Genomic DNA, 21,394 nt, shown 5'->3' on the forward strand with positions numbered 1-21,394 from the left:
ACATCCCCTGCACTGGCTACGGAAAAGCCCATATTGGCATTTGCCTGGTTGCTTTCGGTCATCGCGGCAGCCGTAGTGCTGATCGGGTCAATGGTGATGGGGTATGCTGCACCGGCTGTTTGGACATGAATCGCATAGTCATCCTTATTTTTTTCAAAAGCTGCGGCCAGTGTCCTGCCATTGGCGTCCCAAACCTTTAATTGTTCGTAATTCAAAACCACACCGCTCTGCTCATGCACAAATTGCAGCCGGTCGCTGCTCAACCGTTGTTTCAATGTGGTCTGCACACTGAAATTCAGTTTCAGCTCTTCATCTTCCGACAAGGGCTTTTGAACAATGAAATTTTGCCGCATACCTTCCGTGTTGTTGATATACTGCACGGTGATATTCTCGGTTTGGTATTCGGCCTTGCTTCCATTGATCTGCCAGGTGCCTTTGCCTACCTGTTTTTTATCCAGGTTGAAGGCTATTTTCCAGTCTGGAAGGGTTTTGTGTTTGATTTGATCTGGCGCGGTAGTGATATCGTAATCGCCGATAGGTATCTGGGTCGCGCGTGGCTGGACGGAAAAGCCCTTTTCATCATAATAAAACCGGAGGTTGTTTTTCCGGTTGGGGGTGCTGTAAGTATTACTGTTTGCTACTTTATTAAAATGGTATTCGCCTTCCTGCATGTTTTTCATGGCAGTCGCATACCAATTGCTCTGTTTTAACTCCTCTATGTCCGTTGTTTTTGCGGTTGGCTTCCTAAAAACCCATTGGGTGGTGTTTGGGGCGAGTGCAATGCCATAGGAGATTGGGTGACTGATGCCGAATCTGTAACCTGCGATAAAGATAGCAACAACACCAGGACGGTTAAGTGTAAACGTTTCAGGTTCATACGTTTCAGTTAAGTTAAGGTCATGTGGCAAACCCGGCGACAAGCCCCTCGTTTGCAATTTCTCGAGACCTGGAAAGGTATGAAATACTTACTTATCGTTTCGTCAGATTAATCATGCATTTTTTGTAGTAAATACGCCACATTTAGCTCCTTGTCACGGTGAGGGATTTGGGGCATAATTTTCTACTTAGAGACATCTGAACCTCATGATGCGCACCAATAGATTACGACATATTTCGTACTTCTGACGCATAATATTCGTACAATCATAACAGCCATGAATTGCTTAAAATCGCAATAAATTACAATGTATGAGGAAGATCCCTGAAATTACCTTCCAAATCCTTCGCGCTGGGCAATGAGGTGGAATCGAAAATGATAAAGCCGAGTGTGGCGGCGATAAGAATAAGGAAGATGATTTCTTCTTTTTCAAGATTAACGGAATGGTTCGTGTTGCCGTAAAGTTAAGACAAGCGCGCCCATTCCGGAAGACATATTTGGTCGGCTAGCGCATCGCGGTAAGTGTGAAGTCTGTGCCGGAATCGTCGGTCGCACTCACAATCAACCTCTTACCACTAACCTTGGCTACTGTTTCACCTTCGTAAATCAGCTCCACCGTATTTCCGAATTCATTCAGCTTGATATCGCTTACATCGTAAACCATAAACTCTTCGCCATCTTTGGTACGGATATCAATTTTAGCATCGACGGTCGTTTCTGTTTTTCTGGTGATCCGGATATCTCCTTTCAGATTGCTTTCATCGGCAGGCACGACTTTCCCGTCGACTTCCAGTTCGTAAAAAACGTAGGTACCCTGGACTTTCGTTCCCAGATCTGGTGCTGGTGCTGGCTGTTCGTCTTTGTTTTCTTTGCAGGAAATGATTGAGATACAAAGCAGTAGCAATACCGCAAAGTTTTTGATAACGGATAAATTTTTCATAGCTGGAATGATGTTTTGTTTTGAAGCTTCAAAAGTATTGCCTCATCAACATTCCTGAAAGACTTCCCGGATAAGCTGCACTTTCTGCGTTTTGATCTGATGAGAAAGCGCGTTGAAATGTGAAATCGATCCTGGGAGAATCATTCCATTTGAGCTATGATACAGGTAAAAACATACTGAATGTGGTACCCTTGCCTGGTTGGTTCACCACCGTAATTGCACCGCCATGATTGGCCGCAGGGCTGATGCCTATATTGCAACCTGCGTGCTTGTTCCGGGTATCAAGGGATGGGCTCTAAATACCGCCACGCCCGATAACTTGACGTTAGGTGCCCAAAATGTTACATATGCCTCTGCTGCGGCCAGCGGCCTTGGAATCTTAAGAGATGCCAAAAATTGGGTTATTGAGATCGAAGACGAAGTATTGTGCGAAGCCCTGGAAGTTTCCCTGATCAGTTTTGATGTAAAAACCGCCGACGGAACGGTCAAACTCGAATGGGCCGCGGCTTCCGAAACGGATAGCGACTACTTCGAGGTCGAGCGTTCGGCTAATGCCCGCTCCTGGAAAGCAATTGGCCGCATCGAAGGAGCCAGAACTGTAAAGTCCTTAAGTTATTATACATTGACCGATACGAGTCAGCTAAAAGGGACTTCGTATTACAGGCTAAAAATCGTGGATTTTGCCGGAAAGGCTGACTATTCACATATACGCGCTGTGAATTCAAAAACAGTCCCTGCCCCCATTATTTTCCCCAATCCCACTACCACCTCGGTGACAGTATTGGCAAAATCAGATGGAAAAATCAGGCTCTATAATTTATCCGGCGGCCAGGTCTTACAAATTGGAGGAAAAACCGAAAAAACATTAATACCATTGAGCGGACTGCCTGCGGGAGCATACATCATCAAATCGGAGGATGGGTGGAGTTCGAAGCTTATAAAAAACTAGTCCGGAATATAGTTTCTGAAAAGGCCTGTACTGTTAATCATGCTATTTTAAGTTGAAAAATTTGCCCCTGTCTTTCTCTAAAAAACGACCGAAAAATTGAACATGGGGAAAAGTGATCTTGATTTTTCCCAACGTATTAAGGCTGAGAATGGCTGTACTGCCGTTTCCACATGCATATGAGCGTTTTATATGTGGACCAGGGTGAATGCCAACAGTTCGAGATTTACTCCGACGTCCACAGAATGAAGGATAACCCTTTACACGACAAAAGGCATGCACAAAACTGTACCTGCCTTTTGAAAATACCTTCTAATATCGGCTATCTGACGGTTCCTGCTCGGACTCCTTACGCTTTCTACCTCTGGGCTTGTCTGTGTAGGGCTCTTTGGGCGCTTCGGGCTGGATCGCCAATTCGTAGCCAATTATCCCCTCGGAGTAATTGAATATGGTGACGGTAAAAACATGCTTTACGGCTTCGTAGTTGATACCACCCCGTTTCAAAATTACCGGTAGCGCCATGCCTGAACCCCTCCCTACTCTTGTAAATGAAAATGCGCCTTCCTGCTCCTCGGTAGGAATCAGGTACAATGATTTCATTTTTCGCTTCCCTTCCGCGGTTCCGATTTTGAAAAAGGCTGTCTGCGGTTCTACACCAATCTCTTCGAGTGTAGCCTTGGGAAAAATAAGCATTCCTGAATCCGAAATATGGCCAGATGGTTTCGCCTTCACAACCGCCTTCGATGGCTGCGGCGCGTTCTCTTCCGGTGTAAAAAATTTGATTTGAGGTGTCTTCATTAGAACTAAATTGTGTGGGAATCAAAGTTGCTTGCAAAAATTGACCGGTCGTTATCAGTTAGAAAGATCCCGCACAGGCAATGTCTATTGCTTCGCGCGCATTGGGCGGCACCGGACAGACCCTCATTGGCCCTGTGTGCTTTGAAGATAACCGGCCATCACCAGGAAGAATGCCGCAAATCCGAAAAGTATTGTAAAGAGGGTGATCCTAGCCTTAGTGAACGGCTTCCTGCTGGACCAGACCCGAAAAAAGGCCAGCTGGAGCACCAATCCAGTTACCGCCCCGGCCGCAAAAAGCAAGTCAGGTAATTTCGAAAGCTCCATTCTTGTACTTTTTAAGTTGTGTAAATATTTTGCTTCGCGTCTTGCGTCTAATTTTCATCTTTAACATAAAATCCATTATCCGAAGGCTCCGGAGATTTCCGGCTTCTGTCCTCTTTTCAGCCGCTGCCGGTGAAAAGAATGGAGTTAGATTTTTCAATGTTACTTACACTAATTTCGGCTATCAATCATTAGATTCATTTCGTATTAGTATGCAACGATTGGTCAAGGAAGTTTGCCTACTGGTAAAAATCTGTTCACCAATGATACCATCGGCATGCAGCTAAAAGACTGTATTTACATTTAATTAATAGTTTCATTATCAAGTACTTACAAACGTAATGATATGATTAGTAGGGTTTTGCTTGTTTCGGCAGTATTAATTGCAAGCTCATGCAATTTTGAGGACGGGGATCCAGATATGGTCCGTTTTGTATTTAGCAATGAGGATAAAACCGTATTTGAGGAAGTTAAGGTCATTGCCTTTTCTGAAAAAGACGGAACGCTAGTTGCTATAGACTCTATAAACCACTATCCACTAAAATCACCATCAATTCCATATTACAGTAGCATTGGAATTGGTTTCTTTGCAGAGGACATTGAATCTTATTCGGACGGGGTTTTTGAAGCTATGGCGATCAAAAAAGATAGCACGGTATTCCGAACTCAAATCGGGTTAATCCAAGGGAAATCGACAAAGAGAAATTTTGCCATTTCGATGAGTAGTGCCGGCATTCAGCCAAAATAATGTTTAGGCTCGCTTCAAAAATATATCGCCTATGACAATCCAGGCTCCTTCCTTTATCTTTTCCAGTATCCAGCCCCTGCCTGCGCAGCTGCTGCCGGTACCTGACTAGCTCCATTGCATTTTTAGCCATGTCTATTTTGGCTTGAAAGAATTGAGGCTTGCAATGCTTTATTTCCAAGCAAAGTGTAAACCAGCAGTCATTCTCATCCCGGCAGATCAAACTTGTATTATTATATTGTAGTGGGTCTTTTGTAACCGAAGCGGTGGACTATACTTGTGTTGGTATAATTCCGCAGATGGAGAGGATGATTGCGACTCAACGGTGAACGAATTTAAATGTGGGTCTCCTTATCGCCTCAGTTGATATAGGTTGGAACAGGCGTGCCCGGGCTTGAAACAAGACCAAGCTATTTGCGCTCGCGGATCGAGGTAATAACAATCCATTTACCAGCCACTTTTCCACCGTCGCTCTCGTCCCTTTTAAAACGTAGCCAGACAGGCTTATTGCCGCCGCGGAAGGGTTCGGCAACCTCAGCTCTGTACCTAGTAGAATCAACAAAAACAAACCAACCGCCACAATAGCTGCAAAACGTAAAATCCCTATCACCTATCACTGCTGCTTTTTCGCGGGATTCGGCGCCCTTTGAGCAGGCCAGTAAACCCGCTGTTATAAACGCGGTAGCCAAAATGCACGTGATGTTCCTTTTCATTGTCATAGTTGCAGGCTTTTTCGATAAGACCTACGCATGGGACAAAACGTTGTAGCGCACAGAAAATTCCTAGTATCATCAGCAATGCAAGCAGGTTCGACTGAGACGTTCCGCGCAAAAATACATCCACTAGTCTATTGTGGCCATCCAACCCGAAATACAGTGCGGATAGGATTGAAAACTTTTACATAGTTAAATTGAATCAATATGTAAGAGTGTCAACATCGGTATAAGTCGCCTGACTCGACAAATGGAACCTTTGGCAGGAATAAGCATGGAAAATTTGGAACAAATGGAGCGGAGAAAGAACGAGGAGAGGGAGGAGAAATTTGTAAATTTACTTGCTTCGGTCCTAGTTGAATTTTTCTTTAAAAACATCAAAACTGAAGAGAGGAATTGTGTATCTGAGAATCTCCACCGATCGTCAAAGCAACCACAGCATTGCCGGTCAGCAAATGATGGTTCAGGGATGGTGCGATAGGAATGACGTGCAAGTTGTCGATGTGTTCAAAGATGAGGGTTTCAGCGCACGAAACTTCGACAGGCCCGACTTCAAGCGATTGTACAGTTTTATTGAAAAGGATTACCGGACTGTTGATCATCTTGGCGTTTTCGCATTTGACAGATTCAGCAGAGATGCCGGTGAAGCGATAGTTGCTATCAAAAAGCTGCAGCGGCAATTTGCCATAAAAGTTGTAAGCGTTTCCGAGGGGATAACCTTCGATGCCGACGATCCAGGCAGCTTTTTCTATGCGGGCCTTATGCTTCTGAAGGGCGAGGATGAAATAATCCGAAATAAAGTCAGAATCAACATGGGGATATACACGGCAAAGAAAAAGCACGGCCGTTATCTTGGCGCTGCCCCTTTTGGGTATAGAAATGAGAAGGACGAAAATAGAAAACCCATTATTGCTCCCGATCCTGAGACAGCAGAAATTGTAAAGATTATCTATCAGCAATTTCTAATGAACGTGCCAATCTATTTGATCAGGAAGGAAGTAAGCAAAATGGGATTTAACCTTCGTGGTAACAGCGCTGTCCATAGGATTCTTCAAAACCCAGTTTATTGCGGTCTGCTCCACGTTAAAGCCTATCGGGAATATCCGGAAGAGCTTATAAAGGGCATCCATGAGCCGATCATTGACGATGTTACTTGGCAGGAGGTTCAGGATCGTTTCAAACCTCAACGTCCGCACATTCAAGTCTCGGATGACCTTCCGTTAAGAGGAGTGCTAAAGTGCCATTGCGGTATTCATCTCACCGGAGCTGCATCAAGGGGCAAGGGCGGTAACTACTACTATTATTACAAGTGTAAAATCAAAGGGCACAACAACATTCCTGCTAAGAAAGCCCATGACCAATTTGATAAGGTGTTGGAGAGTATAAAGCTCCCAATCAAGACAACCAAATCCATTGAACTGACTTCGCTTCAATTGTTTGATGAGAAAATGAAATCGGAAAGGCAATTGTTGAAAATGAGAAAATCTGACTTTGAAGAAGTGCAAAAGAAACTTCGAAGCGTTGAAGAAAAGTGGATTAACAACCAGATGTCTCATGAAACCTATTCTCGCTGGCACTCTGATTTGACAAAACAAAGCTTGGCTCTGAAAACACAAATCGACAAATTTAGTGGGAATCAGGATAAGCTTTCCCAGCTCTTTAAGCGGGAGCTCAGCAAATTAGCGGAACTCAAACACCTATACGGGAAGGCAACCACGTCTCAAAAACATGAACTCCTCCGGATGGTGTTCGACAATCGACTGTACTATGAAAAAGGTAGCTATCGAACACCTTACATCCTCCCAATTCTCGAAAGCAACTTATTGAAAAACAATCAGTTAGAGGAGTTGATTTTAGACAAAAAAGGGGAAAACATTGCTGCTTTCCCCTCAAGTGGAGATGCAGGGAGTCGAACCCTGGTCCAGAACAGGGAAAACCTGCGCTTTCTACATGCTTATCCGTGATTAGATTTTCGAGCTCGACAAGGTGCACGGCGGACCCGCGTCAAAGCCTTAGATACTAGGGTCTCGTTGGTTTTACGCATCAATATACCAACCAGCGCTGCGGTTCGACACCTCTAGACCCACCCGGCAGCACGTGGAGTGGAGAGATGATGGCATTTGGTTAATCCTCCGGATTAAGCAGCCATGGCGTAAGTAGATTCGCCAGTTATTGTTTGAGAACATTATTTCCGGGAGATATCCTCAACTCCCGACATGCTTACACACAGACCCTCAGCCCGCTGTCAATTCCAGTCACCCCCATTTAATAACAAGGCTTCAGAATAAGGCCGTCGACACGGCCAAGCCAAAGTTTGTTTGTAAATAGAATTACGTTTTAAAAATATATAAAGTTCAAGGCTGAACCGAAAAAATCACAAAGAATGATGCAAACAACTGAAATACAGCTTCAATTATTTCGTCATTCCACATTCCACGGCGGCTCATTCACACATTCACAATCAGAACTCCCACCGATAACTCAGCACCGGAATCAGCCCCAGCTGCTTTTGTACCACTACCCTGCGCTGGAATGCATCGTAACGATGGTAAGCTTCGTTCCGCGTGCCAGAGACATTTTGTAAATCCAATGCCAGGGTGCGGTTGTAGCCGCGGTGGCTTTTTTTCCAGTAAATGCGGATGTCGGGCCGGAAATAATCACTGAGCTTTACAGAATATACACTGCTGCTTTCAATGGTAAAATTCAACTTTTGGGAGTACTCTTCGTCAATCGGACGCTCGCGGAAGCCACCGATCCAAAGAATTTTCGCATTGAATCCCCAAATGCTGCTCACGCTTTTGATTTCTTTTCCGCCCGTGAGGCTTAGCGTGTGACGGCCGTCGAACCGGGCACTCCGCCAAACTCCTGCTGCGGTGGCATAAGTGGATCTGTACAGCGAGCCGGCAGCCAGAAGATAAAACTGGTTAGTGAGCAGTTTCTGATAGGTAACCTCGACACCGTAATTTAGTGCCTTACCCTTGTTCTCGAAATACAAATTCGGGATTTGCTCTACGAGGTTAACGGCAGAATATACCCGGTCGTAACTCGAAATGGGAACATCGAACTGCGATTGCAGGTATGCCTCGACTTTCAGCAGGCTTGCACCCGAAAAATTCCGCTGATAACCCAATGCAAGATAGTGCCCCCTGGTAGGTGCGAGCTGCATGTTCCGGTAAATGTTTGTCATGCCATAATAAGAAGTATACAAATCCGCGCTCTGCAATTGGCTGTGCAAACCATACGAAAGGCTCCAGCGCGTGTCGGCCGACGATTGCCAGCGGATCGCTACCCGCGGCTCCACCGTAGCGTGTGTATGGGCGCGGGCCGAACGGACTTTGCTGATCATCGAATGCAAGCCTATTTCCGCAGTGAGCGATTCGTTGATCTTCCAGTCCCAGGTCACATAGGGCTGCACAGTCCAGAGGTGGAGTGATTCGTCCATAAACAATGGCGGCCGTCCCGAATTTTGGAAAAGCAAAAGTGTACCGAAAGTCAGTTTATGATTCGGATTAAACCGGTGTGAATAGGACGTATTTGCCGATATTTTACTGTTGGTCAGCTCACTATTGCCTTCAATATCACCGTACTGTAACCACCTCCTATACAAGGGCGTGGCCACGCGCGTGGTGTTCAACCCCGAAATAGCGAAAGCCACATGGTACGTTCCGCGCGTACCTATGGGCTGCGTGAGCGTGGTGCCCAATGCACCCATTCTGTTTTTGTATTTGATATTGTAAGCGTCTTTGTCGGTTTCCCATTGCAGCGAATCGGCATCTGCTTTGAAATCGTTGCTGCTCACGCCCCCAAGGCCGAAAAGCGTGAAGTTCCCATTGCCCTTGGTCGGTACAGACACGTTAAACGACAAATCCTGGAACCGGATGTCCTCGCCCCCGAAATTGACGCCCATCGCCCCGAGTAGCCCCGTGAATGAATAGCGGTAATTAACCAGGTAAGAGCCTCTATGGTTCTTCGACAATGGTCCTTCTGCCGCAATGTCGAGGCCGATGAGCCCGGCCTGGGCCGTAAATTCGTGCTTTTCATTATTTCCTTTCCGCAGGTTCATGTCCAGAATGGCCGACATGGCATTCCCATATTGCGCCGGAAAGGGCCCGCTCATAAAATAAGACGTGCCCATCAGCTGTGTGCTGAGAATGTTCACGCCACCGCCGGTTGAAGTAGGCCGGTCGCTGAATGTGCCCGCATTCGATAAATGGTTCGGGTTCACAATTTCAACCCCTTCCAGCCGCCATTGCATGCTGTTGGGTGAGTTGCCGCGCACAACAAGCCCATTGGCCTGGTCATTGGCCGCCGCGACACCCGCAAAGGAGGTCGCTACCCGGGCAGGATCGAGGTAGGTGGCCGCGTAACGCAGGGTTTGCTCGGGCGTAATGGCCTGCACACTGTTGTATGCCGGCGGACGGCTGCCGGTTACTGTTGCTTCCAGCAACTGCCGGCCGGTCGCGTTAAGCCGCACTTCCTGCACATTTTCCTTCCCCGATTCCAAAAGGATTTCGGAGATCACGAGCGTCTGATATCCCACAAAAGAGACTGTCAAAACATGCCTGCCTACTCCCACCCCTTCAAACCGGAATTGTCCTGCCTCGTTGGTAACACTGCCAAGGCTGTCGAGCTGAACGGTAGCCTGCGCAAGCGGCAAGCCGGAATCGGCGTCCTTCACCCTGCCGCGGACGACTGACGTGAATTCCTGGGCATACAGTAGTTGGGTCGAAAGAAGCAAAAGTAAAAATATGCGGATCATAGGATTGGCCGGATGATACTAAAACTATCAGTTACAAAAATAACCGTAATCGTTGCACCGGATATTTTTATTTTTCAATTTTAATTCTACATTTGTAGAGTATACTATATTATTGTAGAGCAAAACATCCTCATTTATGTCACTTACCAAAGCCGAAGAACAACTCATGGAATACATCTGGCAGAAAGAAAAGGTCTTTATGAAGGACCTGATCGAATGTTTTCCCGATCCGAAACCGGCAACTACTACGGTTGCAACATTGCTTAAGAGAATGCAGGATAAGGGTTTTGTGGCCTACCAGCTCTACGGTAACTCCCGTGAATATTATCCGCTAGTGGAGAAGAAGGATTATTTTTCAAAACACATGAACGGCATGATCAAAAACTTCTTCAACGACTCCATTGCCCAATTCGGCTCGTTTTTCGCGCGGGATACCCGCATGACAACCAGCGAACTGGAAGAATTAAGGAACATCATCGACGAGGAAATCAAACGCAAACAAAATGGTTAGCTATCTCATCAAATCCATCGTTTGCTCGGGAATCCTGCTGGCGATGTACCATCTGTTTCTGGAACGCGAGAAAATGCTGCGTTTCAACCGGTTTTACCTTTTGTTCGCGATTGTATTTTCACTGGCAATTCCCTTGTTCAGCATTGAAATACCTTCCGAACGGGTAGCGAGTGTGCTGCCCGCAGATACGTTTGTCCAACCACCAGCACCCGTGCAAACGCCCGGCCCCGCCCTGCCTCAAGCCACCGTTCCGCAAAATGAATGGCTCGTGTATATACCCTGGCTGATGTATGCAGTAGTATGTACCGTACTGCTGGGCCGCTTTACTTTGAATACAACGCGCATTTTGCAGCAAAAACGCGGACGCGAAATGATCCGGATGGGGGATGCAACGCTGGTGCTTGCTCCCGGTTGCATTCCCTCATTTACATTCCTCAGCTACATTTTTATTTCCGAAAAAACATTCCACCAACCTGATTTTCGAGACGAAATACTCACTCATGAACTCGCCCACGCACGGGAGAAGCATACGCTGGATATCATTTTTATCGAACTGGTTATCACATTCTGCTGGTTCAACCCGCTGCTCTTACTTTTCAGGAAGGCGATCAGGTTCAATCACGAATACCTGGCCGATCAGGCGGTATTAAGCCAATATAAAAATGTAGAAGGTTACCAGCTCCTACTCCTCGACACCCTCCTCGCCGAACGTGGTGCCAGCCTGGCAAGCTCCTTCAATTATTCAGTTACTCAAAAACGATTAGCCATGATGACAAGAATCGCCCATCCTTACCGCCAAATCGCCAGCAAGGGCTTCCTTCTCCTGTTGCTGCCGCTACTCGCATTGGCATTCGCAGACAAAAGCTATTCTCAGCAAACCGGTAAGAAAACGCCGGCTACCCGGGCCAGCTATCCTCTCACGGATCCGAAAGGAGCCGTTTCGGAGGCTGAGATGAAAGATTTCTTTGCTACCATCGAAAAACATAAGCGATATGTAACCAACAAGAAAGGTCGCGTCGATACCATTCTGGCCATCACACCCGAACTCGAGAATCATCTCTATGCGACTTATACCAAAATGAACCAGCAGCAACAGCAGACTGTACAAAAGGCAGGTATTGGCATGTATCAATTCGATATTCCCGTAAAGCAAGCCCCTACACCCGAGGTGTTTGAAAACTGGAAAAGGCCTGAAGTGTTTGGAATATGGCTCAACGGGAAACATGTCCCCAATTCGGCGTTGAACCAATTCAAACATTCAGACATAGCCGAGTTCTCGCCGAGTAAATTATATGGTGCTGCCCGAAAAGGAAGGATTTATAAGTACCAGCTGGATTTGACGACCAACGACCACTTCGATAAGACATATGACGAGCGCGTAAAAAACCGCGTATTCATTGTCCTGAATGACTGGTTTATGCTTCAACGCATGAAAAAGTAATCCGCTCCATAGGGGGAATGACCGATTGGGTTGTCAGTAGTTAAATCAATACTCATCTAACTGACAGCAATTATGAAAAAACTGGCATCATTTCTGGCTTTTCTTCTATTCGTGGCCACGGCTTGTGACAATGAAAAGGTAGTGGACGAAACGGACCTGCCGGTCAATGCGAAAGACTTTATCGAAGCCCATTTCCCGGATGCAAATATCTCACAGGTAGTACGCGACCGGGATGACCTGGAAACCAGCTACGATGTGATTCTCAACAATCAGGTCAAACTGGAATTTGATAAAAAGGGCGATTGTTACAGCATCGAAACCCGAAACAATGAGAAGTTGCCCGACACGGTGATTCCCCTGAAAATCCTGGAATATGTGCAGCAAAATTATGCCGACACATTCATTACCGATTGGGAGAAAGACAAAACTGATCAGGAGATCCGGCTTTCGAACCGCAAAGAACTTGTTTTCAACCTGAGCGGTACTTTCCTGCGCATTGATAACTAGATGGATGCATAAATTGAATCAGAAAGCAAGGTGAAAGCCTTGCTTTTTTTATGCGACTGCCACCCATCCGGGAATTATTGTACTTTTGCCGCGGAAGACCAGTACAGCGTATGACAGTTGATAATATAGAATCATTTTTCCGCGATTTACAGCACCGCATTTGCGAAGCCATCGAAGCGACGGACGGCCTGGGTAAGTTCCATGAAGACCTTTGGCAACACCATTCAGGCGGAGGCGGCCGCACCCGATTGATACAGAATGGCAACATTATTGAGAAGGGAGGCGTCAATTTTTCGAGTGTGACAGGTGAAGTACACCCTCGCCTGCGCCAACAGATGAACCTGGACGATGCCGAAAGTCCGCAGTTCACAGCGACCGGTGTGTCCATCGTCATGCACCCTCATAACCCGTACGTACCCATTATACATATGAATGTGCGTTATTTCGAACTGGATAATGGCACGTGCTGGTTTGGAGGCGGTATCGACCTCACGCCGCATTATGTAGTTCAGGAAGATGCCCGGGATTTTCACGAAACTTTAAAAGCCGCCTGTGACCGGCATCACCAGGAGTTTTATCCAAAATTCAAGAACTGGGCAGACGAATATTTCTTTATCCCCCACCGTAATGAGACACGGGGTGTGGGCGGAATTTTCTTTGATTATCTCAAACCTGACGAAGCCGGCAACGGACAAGGTTTATCAAAGGAAGCACTTTTTGAATTTGTTAAGGAAGTAGGCGAAAACTTCGCACCGGTTTATACCGCGCTGATGCGCAAATATGCGGACAAACCATTTACAGAAAAGGAAAAACAATGGCAATACCTGCGCCGCGGAAGATACGTGGAGTTTAACCTGGTTTGGGACCGCGGTACAAAATTTGGGCTGGAAACGAATGGGCGTACAGAATCGATCCTGATGAGTCTGCCACCGCAAGCCAATTGGGAATACAATTTCCTTCCTGAGCCGGGATCGGCAGAAGCCGATACATTAGGCTGGCTCCGCAAGGGCGTTGCCTGGTAATTCCCAGGTAACCTCTTTCCGGTAATGCAGATAGCCATTCTCAATCGTGAGCGGCGAATCGAAATTATTGGTGTAAAGCTGCCCCGTACCTAATCCCTGCGGAAGCGGGTTGTTGAAAGATGCGGTGTACTGCGCAATGGCATTCAATCCGATATTGGATTCCAGTGCTGACGTGATCCACCACCCGATATGCAGCCGGTTGGCAATCTCGATCCATTCACTGGTATGCCTGAAACCGCCCAACAACGTTGGTTTCAGCACAATGAACGGAGGCATGAGCTTTTTGAGCAATGCGAACTTCTCACGGTAATCGAATATCCCGATCAGCTCTTCGTCCAGCGCTACCGGTACGGGCGATGATTTGCAAAGTTCTGCCATCAGTTCCGGCTGGCCTGTCTTAACAGGCTGTTCGATGGAATGCAGGTCGAATCCGGCAAGGCGTGCCAGACGGTGCTGCACGTTTTCCGCCGTGAAAGCGCCATTGGCGTCGACCCGCAGCGTAATATCGTGCGGAGTGAACCGTTTCCGCACCGCTTCCAATATCCGGCATTCCTGTTCAAAATCGATGGCTCCAACTTTCATCTTAAGGGTTTCGAAACCTTGTTCCAGTTTCTCCTCCACCTGCGACAGCATGTTTTCATAGGATCCCATCCAGATCAGCCCGTTCATCAGAATGCCCTCCCCGTTTTCGAAAAAAGCATTTTTGAATAGTTTCCGCTGACCGCCGTTCATGATATCCAGCAAAGCCATTTCGATGCCCGCACGGGCAGAAGGCAAATGCACAGGTACCAGCTGATCAAGGATAATGCCCAGGTTGAAGGGAAAAACATCGAGATCGAGGTCATTGAAAATATTGCAGACATCCGCCAGCTGTGCCTCAAAATCAGGCCGGTCATCCACGCTCAAACCTGGCAGCGGGCCGCATTCACCATATCCGGTAACGCCGGGCTTCTCGGTATCTGTGATGATGATGATCCAGGATGTTTTTTGTGTAAGAACCCCGCGGGAGGTGCCTGCTTCCTTGCGAAAATGAAGCGTATGTGGCTTATACACAATTTTTAACGGCATGATTTTGCGGTGTCAGATTGTAAAAGGGGCACAATATTAGACAAAATTTACGTAATTATGCACCAGGATGAAAGCGCTTCCAGGTATAAAAAAAGCATTGTTGTCACTCTCGTGGATTTACGGTTTGATCACCGACATCCGTAATCTGTTGTTTGATAAAAATCTCCTTCATTCAGAAAAAGTACCTCAGACGGTCATCTCCGTGGGGAACCTCACCGTAGGCGGAACAGGGAAAACGCCTGTGATCGAATACCTTACCCGAATGTTCTCCGGCGACATTCCGACGGCGATCCTGAGCCGGGGTTACGGGCGGGAAACGCAGGGATTTATCGAAGCCGGCCCTTCGGCTACTGCGCAATCCATCGGCGACGAGCCCTTCCAATTTTATACCAAGTTCAATCCGGCGGTGACGGTGGCCGTGTGCGAAAAACGCGTTACGGGCGCCCGTAAAATCCATGAGCTTCACCCCCGCGTGCGTTTGCTGCTGCTCGACGATGCATTCCAGCACCGCGCCATTCGCAGGGATGTCAATATCCTGTTAAACGACTACAACCGGCCGTTCTACCACGACGCCCCTTTCCCGGCAGGCCGTCTTCGGGAACGTCGGCGCGGAGCGCTCCGCGCCGATGCGGTGATCGTTACCAAATGTCCCGCTTTTTTGAGCCCTGCGGAAAAAGAAAACATCGTTTCCGGCATACGGCATTACACCCGGAACGGCACCCCTGTTTTCTTTGCTTCGACCCGCTATGGGGCGCCGCTGGATTACCTGGGCAACGCTGTTCCGTTAAAGAATGTTAAAATGGTGGCCGGAATCGCAAATCCCGCCCCCTTCGCTGCATATCTGGACGGGCATTTCAACGTTGTAGGCCAAGGGGTGTTCCCGGATCATCACAATTACTCCCCGACTGAGGTCGAAGACCTGATTAAGAACTTAAAAAACGATACTTTTGTGGTCACGACTGAAAAGGATATGGTCAAATTAAAACCATTGGTTGCATCGAAAGGGTATGCGGAACGTTTTGCATACATCTCCGTATCCGTTGATTTCGGAAATGAAACCGAAGCCTTTACACAATGGATCACTTCAAAGATCGGCGACCGGTTTTAAAATGGCAGAACGTTAGTTTCCTCTATGAGAATTGTCTTTTATAGCTTACTGTGTGTTTTATGCAGCTTCATTGTAACCATACCGACAGCCCGGGGCCAGGTGAGGCTCCCTGGTGGTATGCAAATGCCCGGTGGCGGAGGCGGGTCACGCGGAGGAGGAGGAGGCCAGGGAGGCCAGTCCATTCTCGACGATAGTACCAAAACCATTTACGGCCCGCAGACCACACTCCATTTTTACGAACACGACATTTTCAATAACCGCGATTCCGTCAGATACCGCGTGGATACCGGGCTGACCAACTTTCATCGCTGGATGCCCATGGATAAGGCATGGGGTAAGCTCACCGACCTCGGCAACCATGTCACGGCAACCCGCCCGCTCTTCTTCCAGCCCCGCGAGGACATCGGCACACAGCTGGGGCTTCGCGTTTACGATGCCTATGCGATCAAACAGGAGGATGTGGCCTATGTAGATACCAAGTCCCAGCACACCGAACTCGATTTCATGTCGGGCCCCAAGAAAACTTCCCTCGGGACATTCGCCTATACCCAGAACGTGCATTCCAGGTTCAACTTTGGAATACGGGCACAACGACTGACCTCCACCAAAATCTATGGTTTTGCCAATACGATCAATTCCGGCGCATTACTAGGCCAAAACTGGACGTTTCTGGCACATACCAGCTTTTTTTCAAAGAATAAAAAATACCTGATCCTTGCGCATTACCGCCATATGAACCAGAAGGTACGCGAGCAGGGGGGCGTTATTCCGAACGTAGGTACCGATGGTGTGGTCGAACGGTATTCCTACGACGGCGCAGCCAAAATCAGCGACGATGCCAATTCCTGGGAGCGACGGCATGTATTCCATATTTACCAGCAGTACCGGCTGGCCAATGGCTTCCAGGTTTTCCAGCAGGCCGACTACCAGAGTGTCATCGACCGGTTCACGGATCTTGAGCTCCAAAGGGGCATAGAAAAGGGCGTTTATCCCAAAGCCAGGTTCGATACCACCCTGACCCGCCAGGACATTTATTACAAACTGTTTGACAATAAGGTAGGTATCAAGGGTTTTTACGAGGGATTCAACTACCGGGCCTATGTCCGGCAAAGGCTTTATGGGATGCGCAGTGCGGGCCAGGCACCTAATGAAATAGGTGACCCGTATGTCAAATACCGCACTGGCCTGCAATTCGACAACATCATCGGTGCATGGCTGGGCTATTACCTTAAGGATTCCGTGCAATACCTGACTGCCGAAGCGGATCTGAACCTGGCTAAAAACGTGGAGTACCGGCTCAAAGGCGAGCTGAACACGCGCTGGGGCAAGGCCGGGTTCCAGAGTATACAAACGGCCCCCGATCTCATGGTCGGCCGATATCTGGGTAACCATTTCGATTGGCGCAATAATTTTGACCCGACGAAAATTCAGACGATCTATGCGTCGCTGGTGTTAAAAGCCAAAAAGATCGAATTTGTTCCGGAAATCCAGGTACACCAGATCAACGACTACATTTACTACGATACTGCCGCTGTACCCCGTCAGCTGAACTCCGGTTTCCGGTTGCTGCGGATCGGCTTCAATTCGGCAATCCATTTAAACAAATGGAATTTCACAACGATGGGCTTCCTTACGCTGAATGACAATAAGGATGTGATCCGTATCCCAACGGTATTTGCGAGCGGCGAGGTCACGTATGATTTTGTGTATGCCAAAGTTCTTTTTATTCAACTCGGCCTCGCGGCGCGGTACCGATCGGCATACATGGCTGATGCTTACATGCCGGTAACGCAGCAGTTTCACCTGCAGAACGACACCCGCCTCGATCAGAATGTGGTGGTAGACGGATTTGCCAATGTACGCATCAAACGCGTCAGGCTTTTCTTTAAGATGTCTTATCTGAACCAGGGCGGACAGTTCGGGCTCTTCCCGAAAGGTTATTTCATCACGCCCGATTACCTGGGCCTGGCCAGATCATTTTCATTTGGGATCAACTGGCCGATGTTCGACTAGTTTGCCGTATATTGAGCACCATGGCTACATCACTCACTACACTCGGGCTGGAACTTCCGACCGATCCGCGCTGGACCGATATTGCCTCCATGCAGATCGGCGACATCCTCATTGACCATGCCTATTGCGAGCAGAAGGCGGCATCGAGCTGCATTTCGCTCATCGTGCATTATTCCGACAAAGCATTGCTCGTAGAAACGCTCACCCCGATCGTCGCCGAAGAATGGGGGCATTTTCAGCGGGTTCTCAAAGAACTTACGAAAAGGAATATCCCGCTGGGCAGGCAACGGAAAGACGAGTACGTGAACCAGCTCATGCAACTGACCACAAAAGGTGATCAGGAAAAGACGTTCCTCGACAGGCTGCTCATTTGCGGACTGATCGAAGCCCGAAGCTGCGAGCGGTTTAAACTGCTTTCCGAGAATCTGGAAGACAAATCCCTGCAAAAATTTTATCGTGAACTGATGATCTCCGAGGCTGGCCATTACCGCACATTCCTGGAACTGGCCGAAACCTATGTGCCGGCAACGAAGGTCAGAGCCCGATGGAAGGAACTGCTGCACGCAGAAGCTGAAATTATGAAGTCACTCACACCCCGCGGCGACCGTATCCACTGATCTCCAGTCATCCATCATTCATTATCCGGCCTTTTCGATGCAGTCGTTTCTGAACCTTGTTGCCAAACGTATCCTTGCCCACCACACATCGCTGGAACACGTCCAGATCGTGGTGCCTACGCGTAGGGCTGCGTTCTTTCTCATGCAGGAACTTGCCGGCGAAACCTGGGAGCCCGTGATGAGTCCGGGGATCATGGCGATCGATGATTTTGTAGAAAGCATAAGCGAGCTGGAAGTTGAAGACCCCGTCCACCTGCTTTTCGACCTCTATGAGACCTTCCGGGAGATCGATCCCGACGTCCAGTTCGACCGTTTTATGGGCTGGGCATCCGTATTGCTGAGTGATCTGGACAAGATCGATCAGTATCTTGTCAAAACGGACTATCTGTTTGATTACCTGTCCGAATCCCAGGCGCTTACCCGCTGGCAGGAGAGCCTGCCTGAGGGCAGATCCCTGCAAACAGAGGGCGGTTCCAGGCAATATTTCTCCCTTTTTGAGAATATCAATAAAGTATATCAGGCTTTCCGGGCACGGCTTCTTGCAAAAGGAAAGGCTTACCGCGGGATGGCTTATCGCAACCTGGCCGAAAACATCGCCGGGCTTACCTCCCAATGGCCTGAGGGTGAAAAGATCTATTTTGCAGGTTTTAACGCGTTTACTGCTTCGGAACGGCTCATCGTATCTTCGCTGATCAAAGCCCAAAAAGCCGAAGTTCTCTGGGATTCCGACCGGTATTATATGTCAGAAAACACGGTTGTGGAAGCTGGTAAGAGCCTGAGGGAATACCAGCGCAGCAGGGAATTCGGAGAATGGAACTGGACGACCGACGACCTGCTGTCCTCGGAGAAGAATATCTCGGTTTATGGTGTCCCGAATGCGACATTGCAAACCAAAGTTGCGGGCAAGTTATATCAGCGTATGCGGGATACTGATCCCTCCGATGCCCCCGTAACGACCGCTATTGTATTGGCCGATGAAAATCTTCTGCTCCCAATGCTTTATTCCCTGGACGAAGCAGTTCGCGACCTGAACGTTACCATGGGACTTTCGATGCGGAATTCGTTGCTTTACACCTTGGTCGACGGGATATTTGAGTTACAGCAGAATGTGGTTGAATTCCGCAGTAATAGCGGAAAACTGATCAGGATTCCGAAGTTTGGACATAAATCCATTGACAAGGTCCTGAACCACCCTTTCGTGCGACACTATGAATATGTGGCGCTTTCAGCTTTGGACGATGGACAGACCATCATTCAACGGGCATTGCGGGAAATTACCGAAGGCAACCAGGTCTTTCTCAGCTCGGAAGAACTGATTGCGCTGGGCGATCAGCACCCGCTTTTTCAGATCCTGTTCACCCATTGGCAAAAGAACAATCCGCAACAGGTCATCCGCACGTTCTATCAGCTGATTGAACTGCTGCGCGACGTATACAAGGATTACAAAAATGCTCTCGAAACGGAGTATTTATACCTTTTTTACACCCTTCTCAAACAATTCGAGCAAACCATCGAGGACCGCACGGAAGTCATTACACTCAGGACTTTGCGGTCTTTTATGTTCGAACTGATCCGTCAGACCCGGATACCTTTCAGCGGCGAACCGGTTAGTAACCTGCAAATCATGGGTTTGCTGGAAACACGCGCATTGGACTTCGAGCGGATCATTATTTTGTCTGTCAACGAAGGCATACTCCCCCAGGCTAAACGACAAAATTCGCTGATCCCGTTCGACGCATCACAGGCTGTGGGATTGCCTACGCATCAGCATCAGGAAGCAGTTATGTCCTACCACTTTTACCGTTTGCTGCAACGGGCCAAAGAGGTACACATTTTATACACCAGCACCAACGATGCGCCGGGCGGAGGTGAAAAAAGCCGGTTTGTACGCCAGATCGAATATGAACTGGCGCAGTATAACCCTGCTATCAAAATTGAAAACAGGACTGTCGTCTTTGAAGCCCGTCAGCAGGAAGAGCTGGAAGAAATGGTTCATAAGGACGATGCGCTGATTGCTGCAATCCGGGATTACCTCAAAAATAAGGGCATCTACCCTACCCATCTGAACGAGTTCATCCGCTGCTCCATGCAGTTTTACCTGAAACACATTGTCGGTGTAAAGGAAAAGGAAGAAGTGGAGGAAGAACTGGGAATGGACAAGATCGGAACCTGGCTGCATGCGTCGCTGGAGCGCCTCGACCTTGAATTTTTTCTAGTGGATAATGATCCTTCCGAAGCGCAGATCACCTCCATTCTCCGCGAGGAGTTCGACCGGTTATTTAAAGGATATGTAACGGATCTCGGTCTCAACCGGATTTATTATCAGATCGGAGAACAACAGATCCTGACATTTCTCCGGCACCATATGGCCCAGCAGCCCAGGAAAAAGATCCTGGCGGCCGAACAGCCACTCAACACGCAGCTTGAACTCATATTGCAGGGCAGCTTTACACCCGTGCGCATCGGCGGAAAGATCGATCGCATCGAGCTGGCTGAGGATGGCACCCTGTTTGTGATGGATTATAAGACAGGCAGCGTAGAACTGACCGGAAAACAAAAACTGGCTGACCCTGTCAGGCGTGAAGAGGTGATCCGCTTCGATCCTGACCGCAAAATGGGATATGTGCGTCAGCTTTGGATCTACGAATATCTGATGTACCGCCGGATGCAGGGCGAACAAGGCTTGAAACTGAGAGACACCACCTACAATTTCGGAGCACACGCTGTCAAATCCGGGTTCTATTCTTTCCGGGACCCCAAAAACCTGATCGCCAATCCATTGGAGCTTACCGAGGAGTTGGCACCCATTGAATTTATGGCAAAATCCGAGGTTATATTGACAGACATCCTGAACGTAATGCTCGATCCCGATGTACCATTCCGTAAAACCGAAGACCTGAACATCTGCAAGTTCTGTGACTTCACCGGCATATGCGGAAGATAGCTGGTCAGATCAAAAAATAACCCGCACAACTTACAACCAAAGCCGCAAAAAAGCGATCTTTTAA

15 protein-coding genes, 1 other RNA gene and 2 pseudogenes are annotated in these 21,394 nt (G+C 48.1%); 11 read left to right on the top strand and 7 right to left on the bottom strand.

Annotation, left to right across the window (positions count from 1 at the left end):
- A pseudogene (locus BP71_RS15195) lies at positions 1-680 on the bottom strand (hypothetical protein); the annotation flags it as partial.
- Positions 681-1,382: 702 nt separating this feature from the next.
- Positions 1,383-1,817: a hypothetical protein gene (locus BP71_RS15200; RefSeq protein ID WP_496380613.1), complete on the bottom strand. Its 435-nt coding sequence runs from the start codon at positions 1,815-1,817 to the stop codon at positions 1,383-1,385.
- Between the two features lie 226 nt (positions 1,818-2,043).
- Here BP71_RS15200 and BP71_RS15205 point away from each other — a divergent pair, with 226 nt between their 5' ends.
- Positions 2,044-2,766, top strand: coding sequence for a T9SS type A sorting domain-containing protein (locus BP71_RS15205; RefSeq protein ID WP_496380615.1), 723 nt, complete (start codon positions 2,044-2,046; stop codon positions 2,764-2,766).
- A gap of 309 nt (positions 2,767-3,075) precedes the next feature.
- Here BP71_RS15205 and BP71_RS15210 read toward each other — a convergent pair whose 3' ends face one another.
- Positions 3,076-3,561: a hypothetical protein gene (locus BP71_RS15210; RefSeq protein ID WP_496380617.1), complete on the bottom strand. Its 486-nt coding sequence runs from the start codon at positions 3,559-3,561 to the stop codon at positions 3,076-3,078.
- A 667-nt stretch (positions 3,562-4,228) separates the two neighbouring features.
- On the opposite strand from BP71_RS15210, the gene BP71_RS15215 reads away from it, so the two are divergent.
- A complete protein-coding gene (locus tag BP71_RS15215; protein WP_496380619.1) occupies positions 4,229-4,630 on the top strand; it encodes a hypothetical protein in 402 nt (133 codons plus the stop codon).
- 407 nt (positions 4,631-5,037) lie between these two features.
- Here the strand turns inward: BP71_RS15215 and BP71_RS15220 are convergent, their stop codons facing one another.
- Positions 5,038-5,340 (bottom strand): hypothetical protein, encoded by a 303-nt coding sequence (locus BP71_RS15220; protein ID WP_496380621.1) that lies wholly within the window; start codon positions 5,338-5,340, stop codon positions 5,038-5,040.
- A gap of 455 nt (positions 5,341-5,795) precedes the next feature.
- Here BP71_RS15220 and BP71_RS15225 point away from each other — a divergent pair.
- Positions 5,796-6,509 (top strand): annotated as a pseudogene (locus tag BP71_RS15225) (recombinase family protein); the annotation flags it as partial.
- A gap of 722 nt (positions 6,510-7,231) precedes the next feature.
- Here the strand turns inward: BP71_RS15225 and ssrA are convergent.
- Together ssrA and BP71_RS15235 are read right to left on the bottom strand one after the other, a co-directional pair.
- Positions 7,232-7,603: a transfer-messenger RNA gene (gene ssrA / locus BP71_RS15230) on the bottom strand.
- 198 nt (positions 7,604-7,801) lie between these two features.
- Positions 7,802-10,099: a TonB-dependent receptor gene (locus tag BP71_RS15235; protein ID WP_496380623.1), complete on the bottom strand. Its 2,298-nt coding sequence runs from the start codon at positions 10,097-10,099 to the stop codon at positions 7,802-7,804.
- Positions 10,100-10,235: 136 nt separating this feature from the next.
- Here BP71_RS15235 and BP71_RS15240 point away from each other — a divergent pair, with 136 nt between their 5' ends.
- The 4 genes from BP71_RS15240 to hemF all read left to right on the top strand — a co-directional run bounded on the left by BP71_RS15240 (position 10,236) and on the right by hemF (position 13,580).
- Positions 10,236-10,610, top strand: a complete 375-nt coding sequence (locus tag BP71_RS15240; RefSeq protein WP_496380624.1) for a BlaI/MecI/CopY family transcriptional regulator — start codon at positions 10,236-10,238, stop codon at positions 10,608-10,610.
- Positions 10,603-12,051: a M56 family metallopeptidase gene (locus tag BP71_RS15245; protein WP_496380626.1), complete on the top strand. Its 1,449-nt coding sequence runs from the start codon at positions 10,603-10,605 to the stop codon at positions 12,049-12,051. The genes BP71_RS15240 and BP71_RS15245 overlap by 8 nt, the downstream gene beginning before the upstream one ends.
- A gap of 72 nt (positions 12,052-12,123) precedes the next feature.
- A complete protein-coding gene (locus tag BP71_RS15250; protein WP_496380628.1) occupies positions 12,124-12,558 on the top strand; it encodes a PepSY-like domain-containing protein in 435 nt (144 codons plus the stop codon).
- Between the two features lie 110 nt (positions 12,559-12,668).
- On the top strand, positions 12,669-13,580 hold the full coding sequence (gene hemF / locus BP71_RS15255; protein WP_496380630.1) for an oxygen-dependent coproporphyrinogen oxidase: 912 nt from the start codon (positions 12,669-12,671) through the stop codon (positions 13,578-13,580).
- Here the strand turns inward: hemF and BP71_RS15260 are convergent.
- On the bottom strand, positions 13,548-14,648 hold the full coding sequence (locus BP71_RS15260) for an o-succinylbenzoate synthase (RefSeq protein ID WP_496380632.1): 1,101 nt from the start codon (positions 14,646-14,648) through the stop codon (positions 13,548-13,550). The two genes, hemF and BP71_RS15260, sit on opposite strands and share 33 nt — an antisense overlap.
- A 67-nt stretch (positions 14,649-14,715) precedes the next feature.
- On the opposite strand from BP71_RS15260, the gene lpxK reads away from it, so the two are divergent.
- Genes lpxK through BP71_RS15280 form a run of 4 tightly spaced genes read left to right on the top strand, consistent with a single transcriptional unit; the run spans position 14,716 to position 21,330 of the window.
- Positions 14,716-15,756, top strand: a complete 1,041-nt coding sequence (gene lpxK / locus BP71_RS15265; RefSeq protein ID WP_496380634.1) for a tetraacyldisaccharide 4'-kinase — start codon at positions 14,716-14,718, stop codon at positions 15,754-15,756.
- 24 nt (positions 15,757-15,780) lie between these two features.
- On the top strand, positions 15,781-17,769 hold the full coding sequence (locus BP71_RS15270; RefSeq protein ID WP_496380636.1) for a putative porin: 1,989 nt from the start codon (positions 15,781-15,783) through the stop codon (positions 17,767-17,769).
- Positions 17,770-17,789: 20 nt separating this feature from the next.
- Entirely contained in the window at positions 17,790-18,386 is a 597-nt protein-coding gene (locus BP71_RS15275) for a MiaE family protein (RefSeq protein ID WP_496380638.1), read from the top strand.
- A gap of 37 nt (positions 18,387-18,423) precedes the next feature.
- Positions 18,424-21,330 (top strand): PD-(D/E)XK nuclease family protein, encoded by a 2,907-nt coding sequence (locus tag BP71_RS15280; RefSeq protein ID WP_496380640.1) that lies wholly within the window; start codon positions 18,424-18,426, stop codon positions 21,328-21,330.
- The last annotated feature ends 64 nt before the right edge of the window (positions 21,331-21,394 follow it).

The organism is Dyadobacter ginsengisoli DSM 21015 (assembly GCF_059568735.1).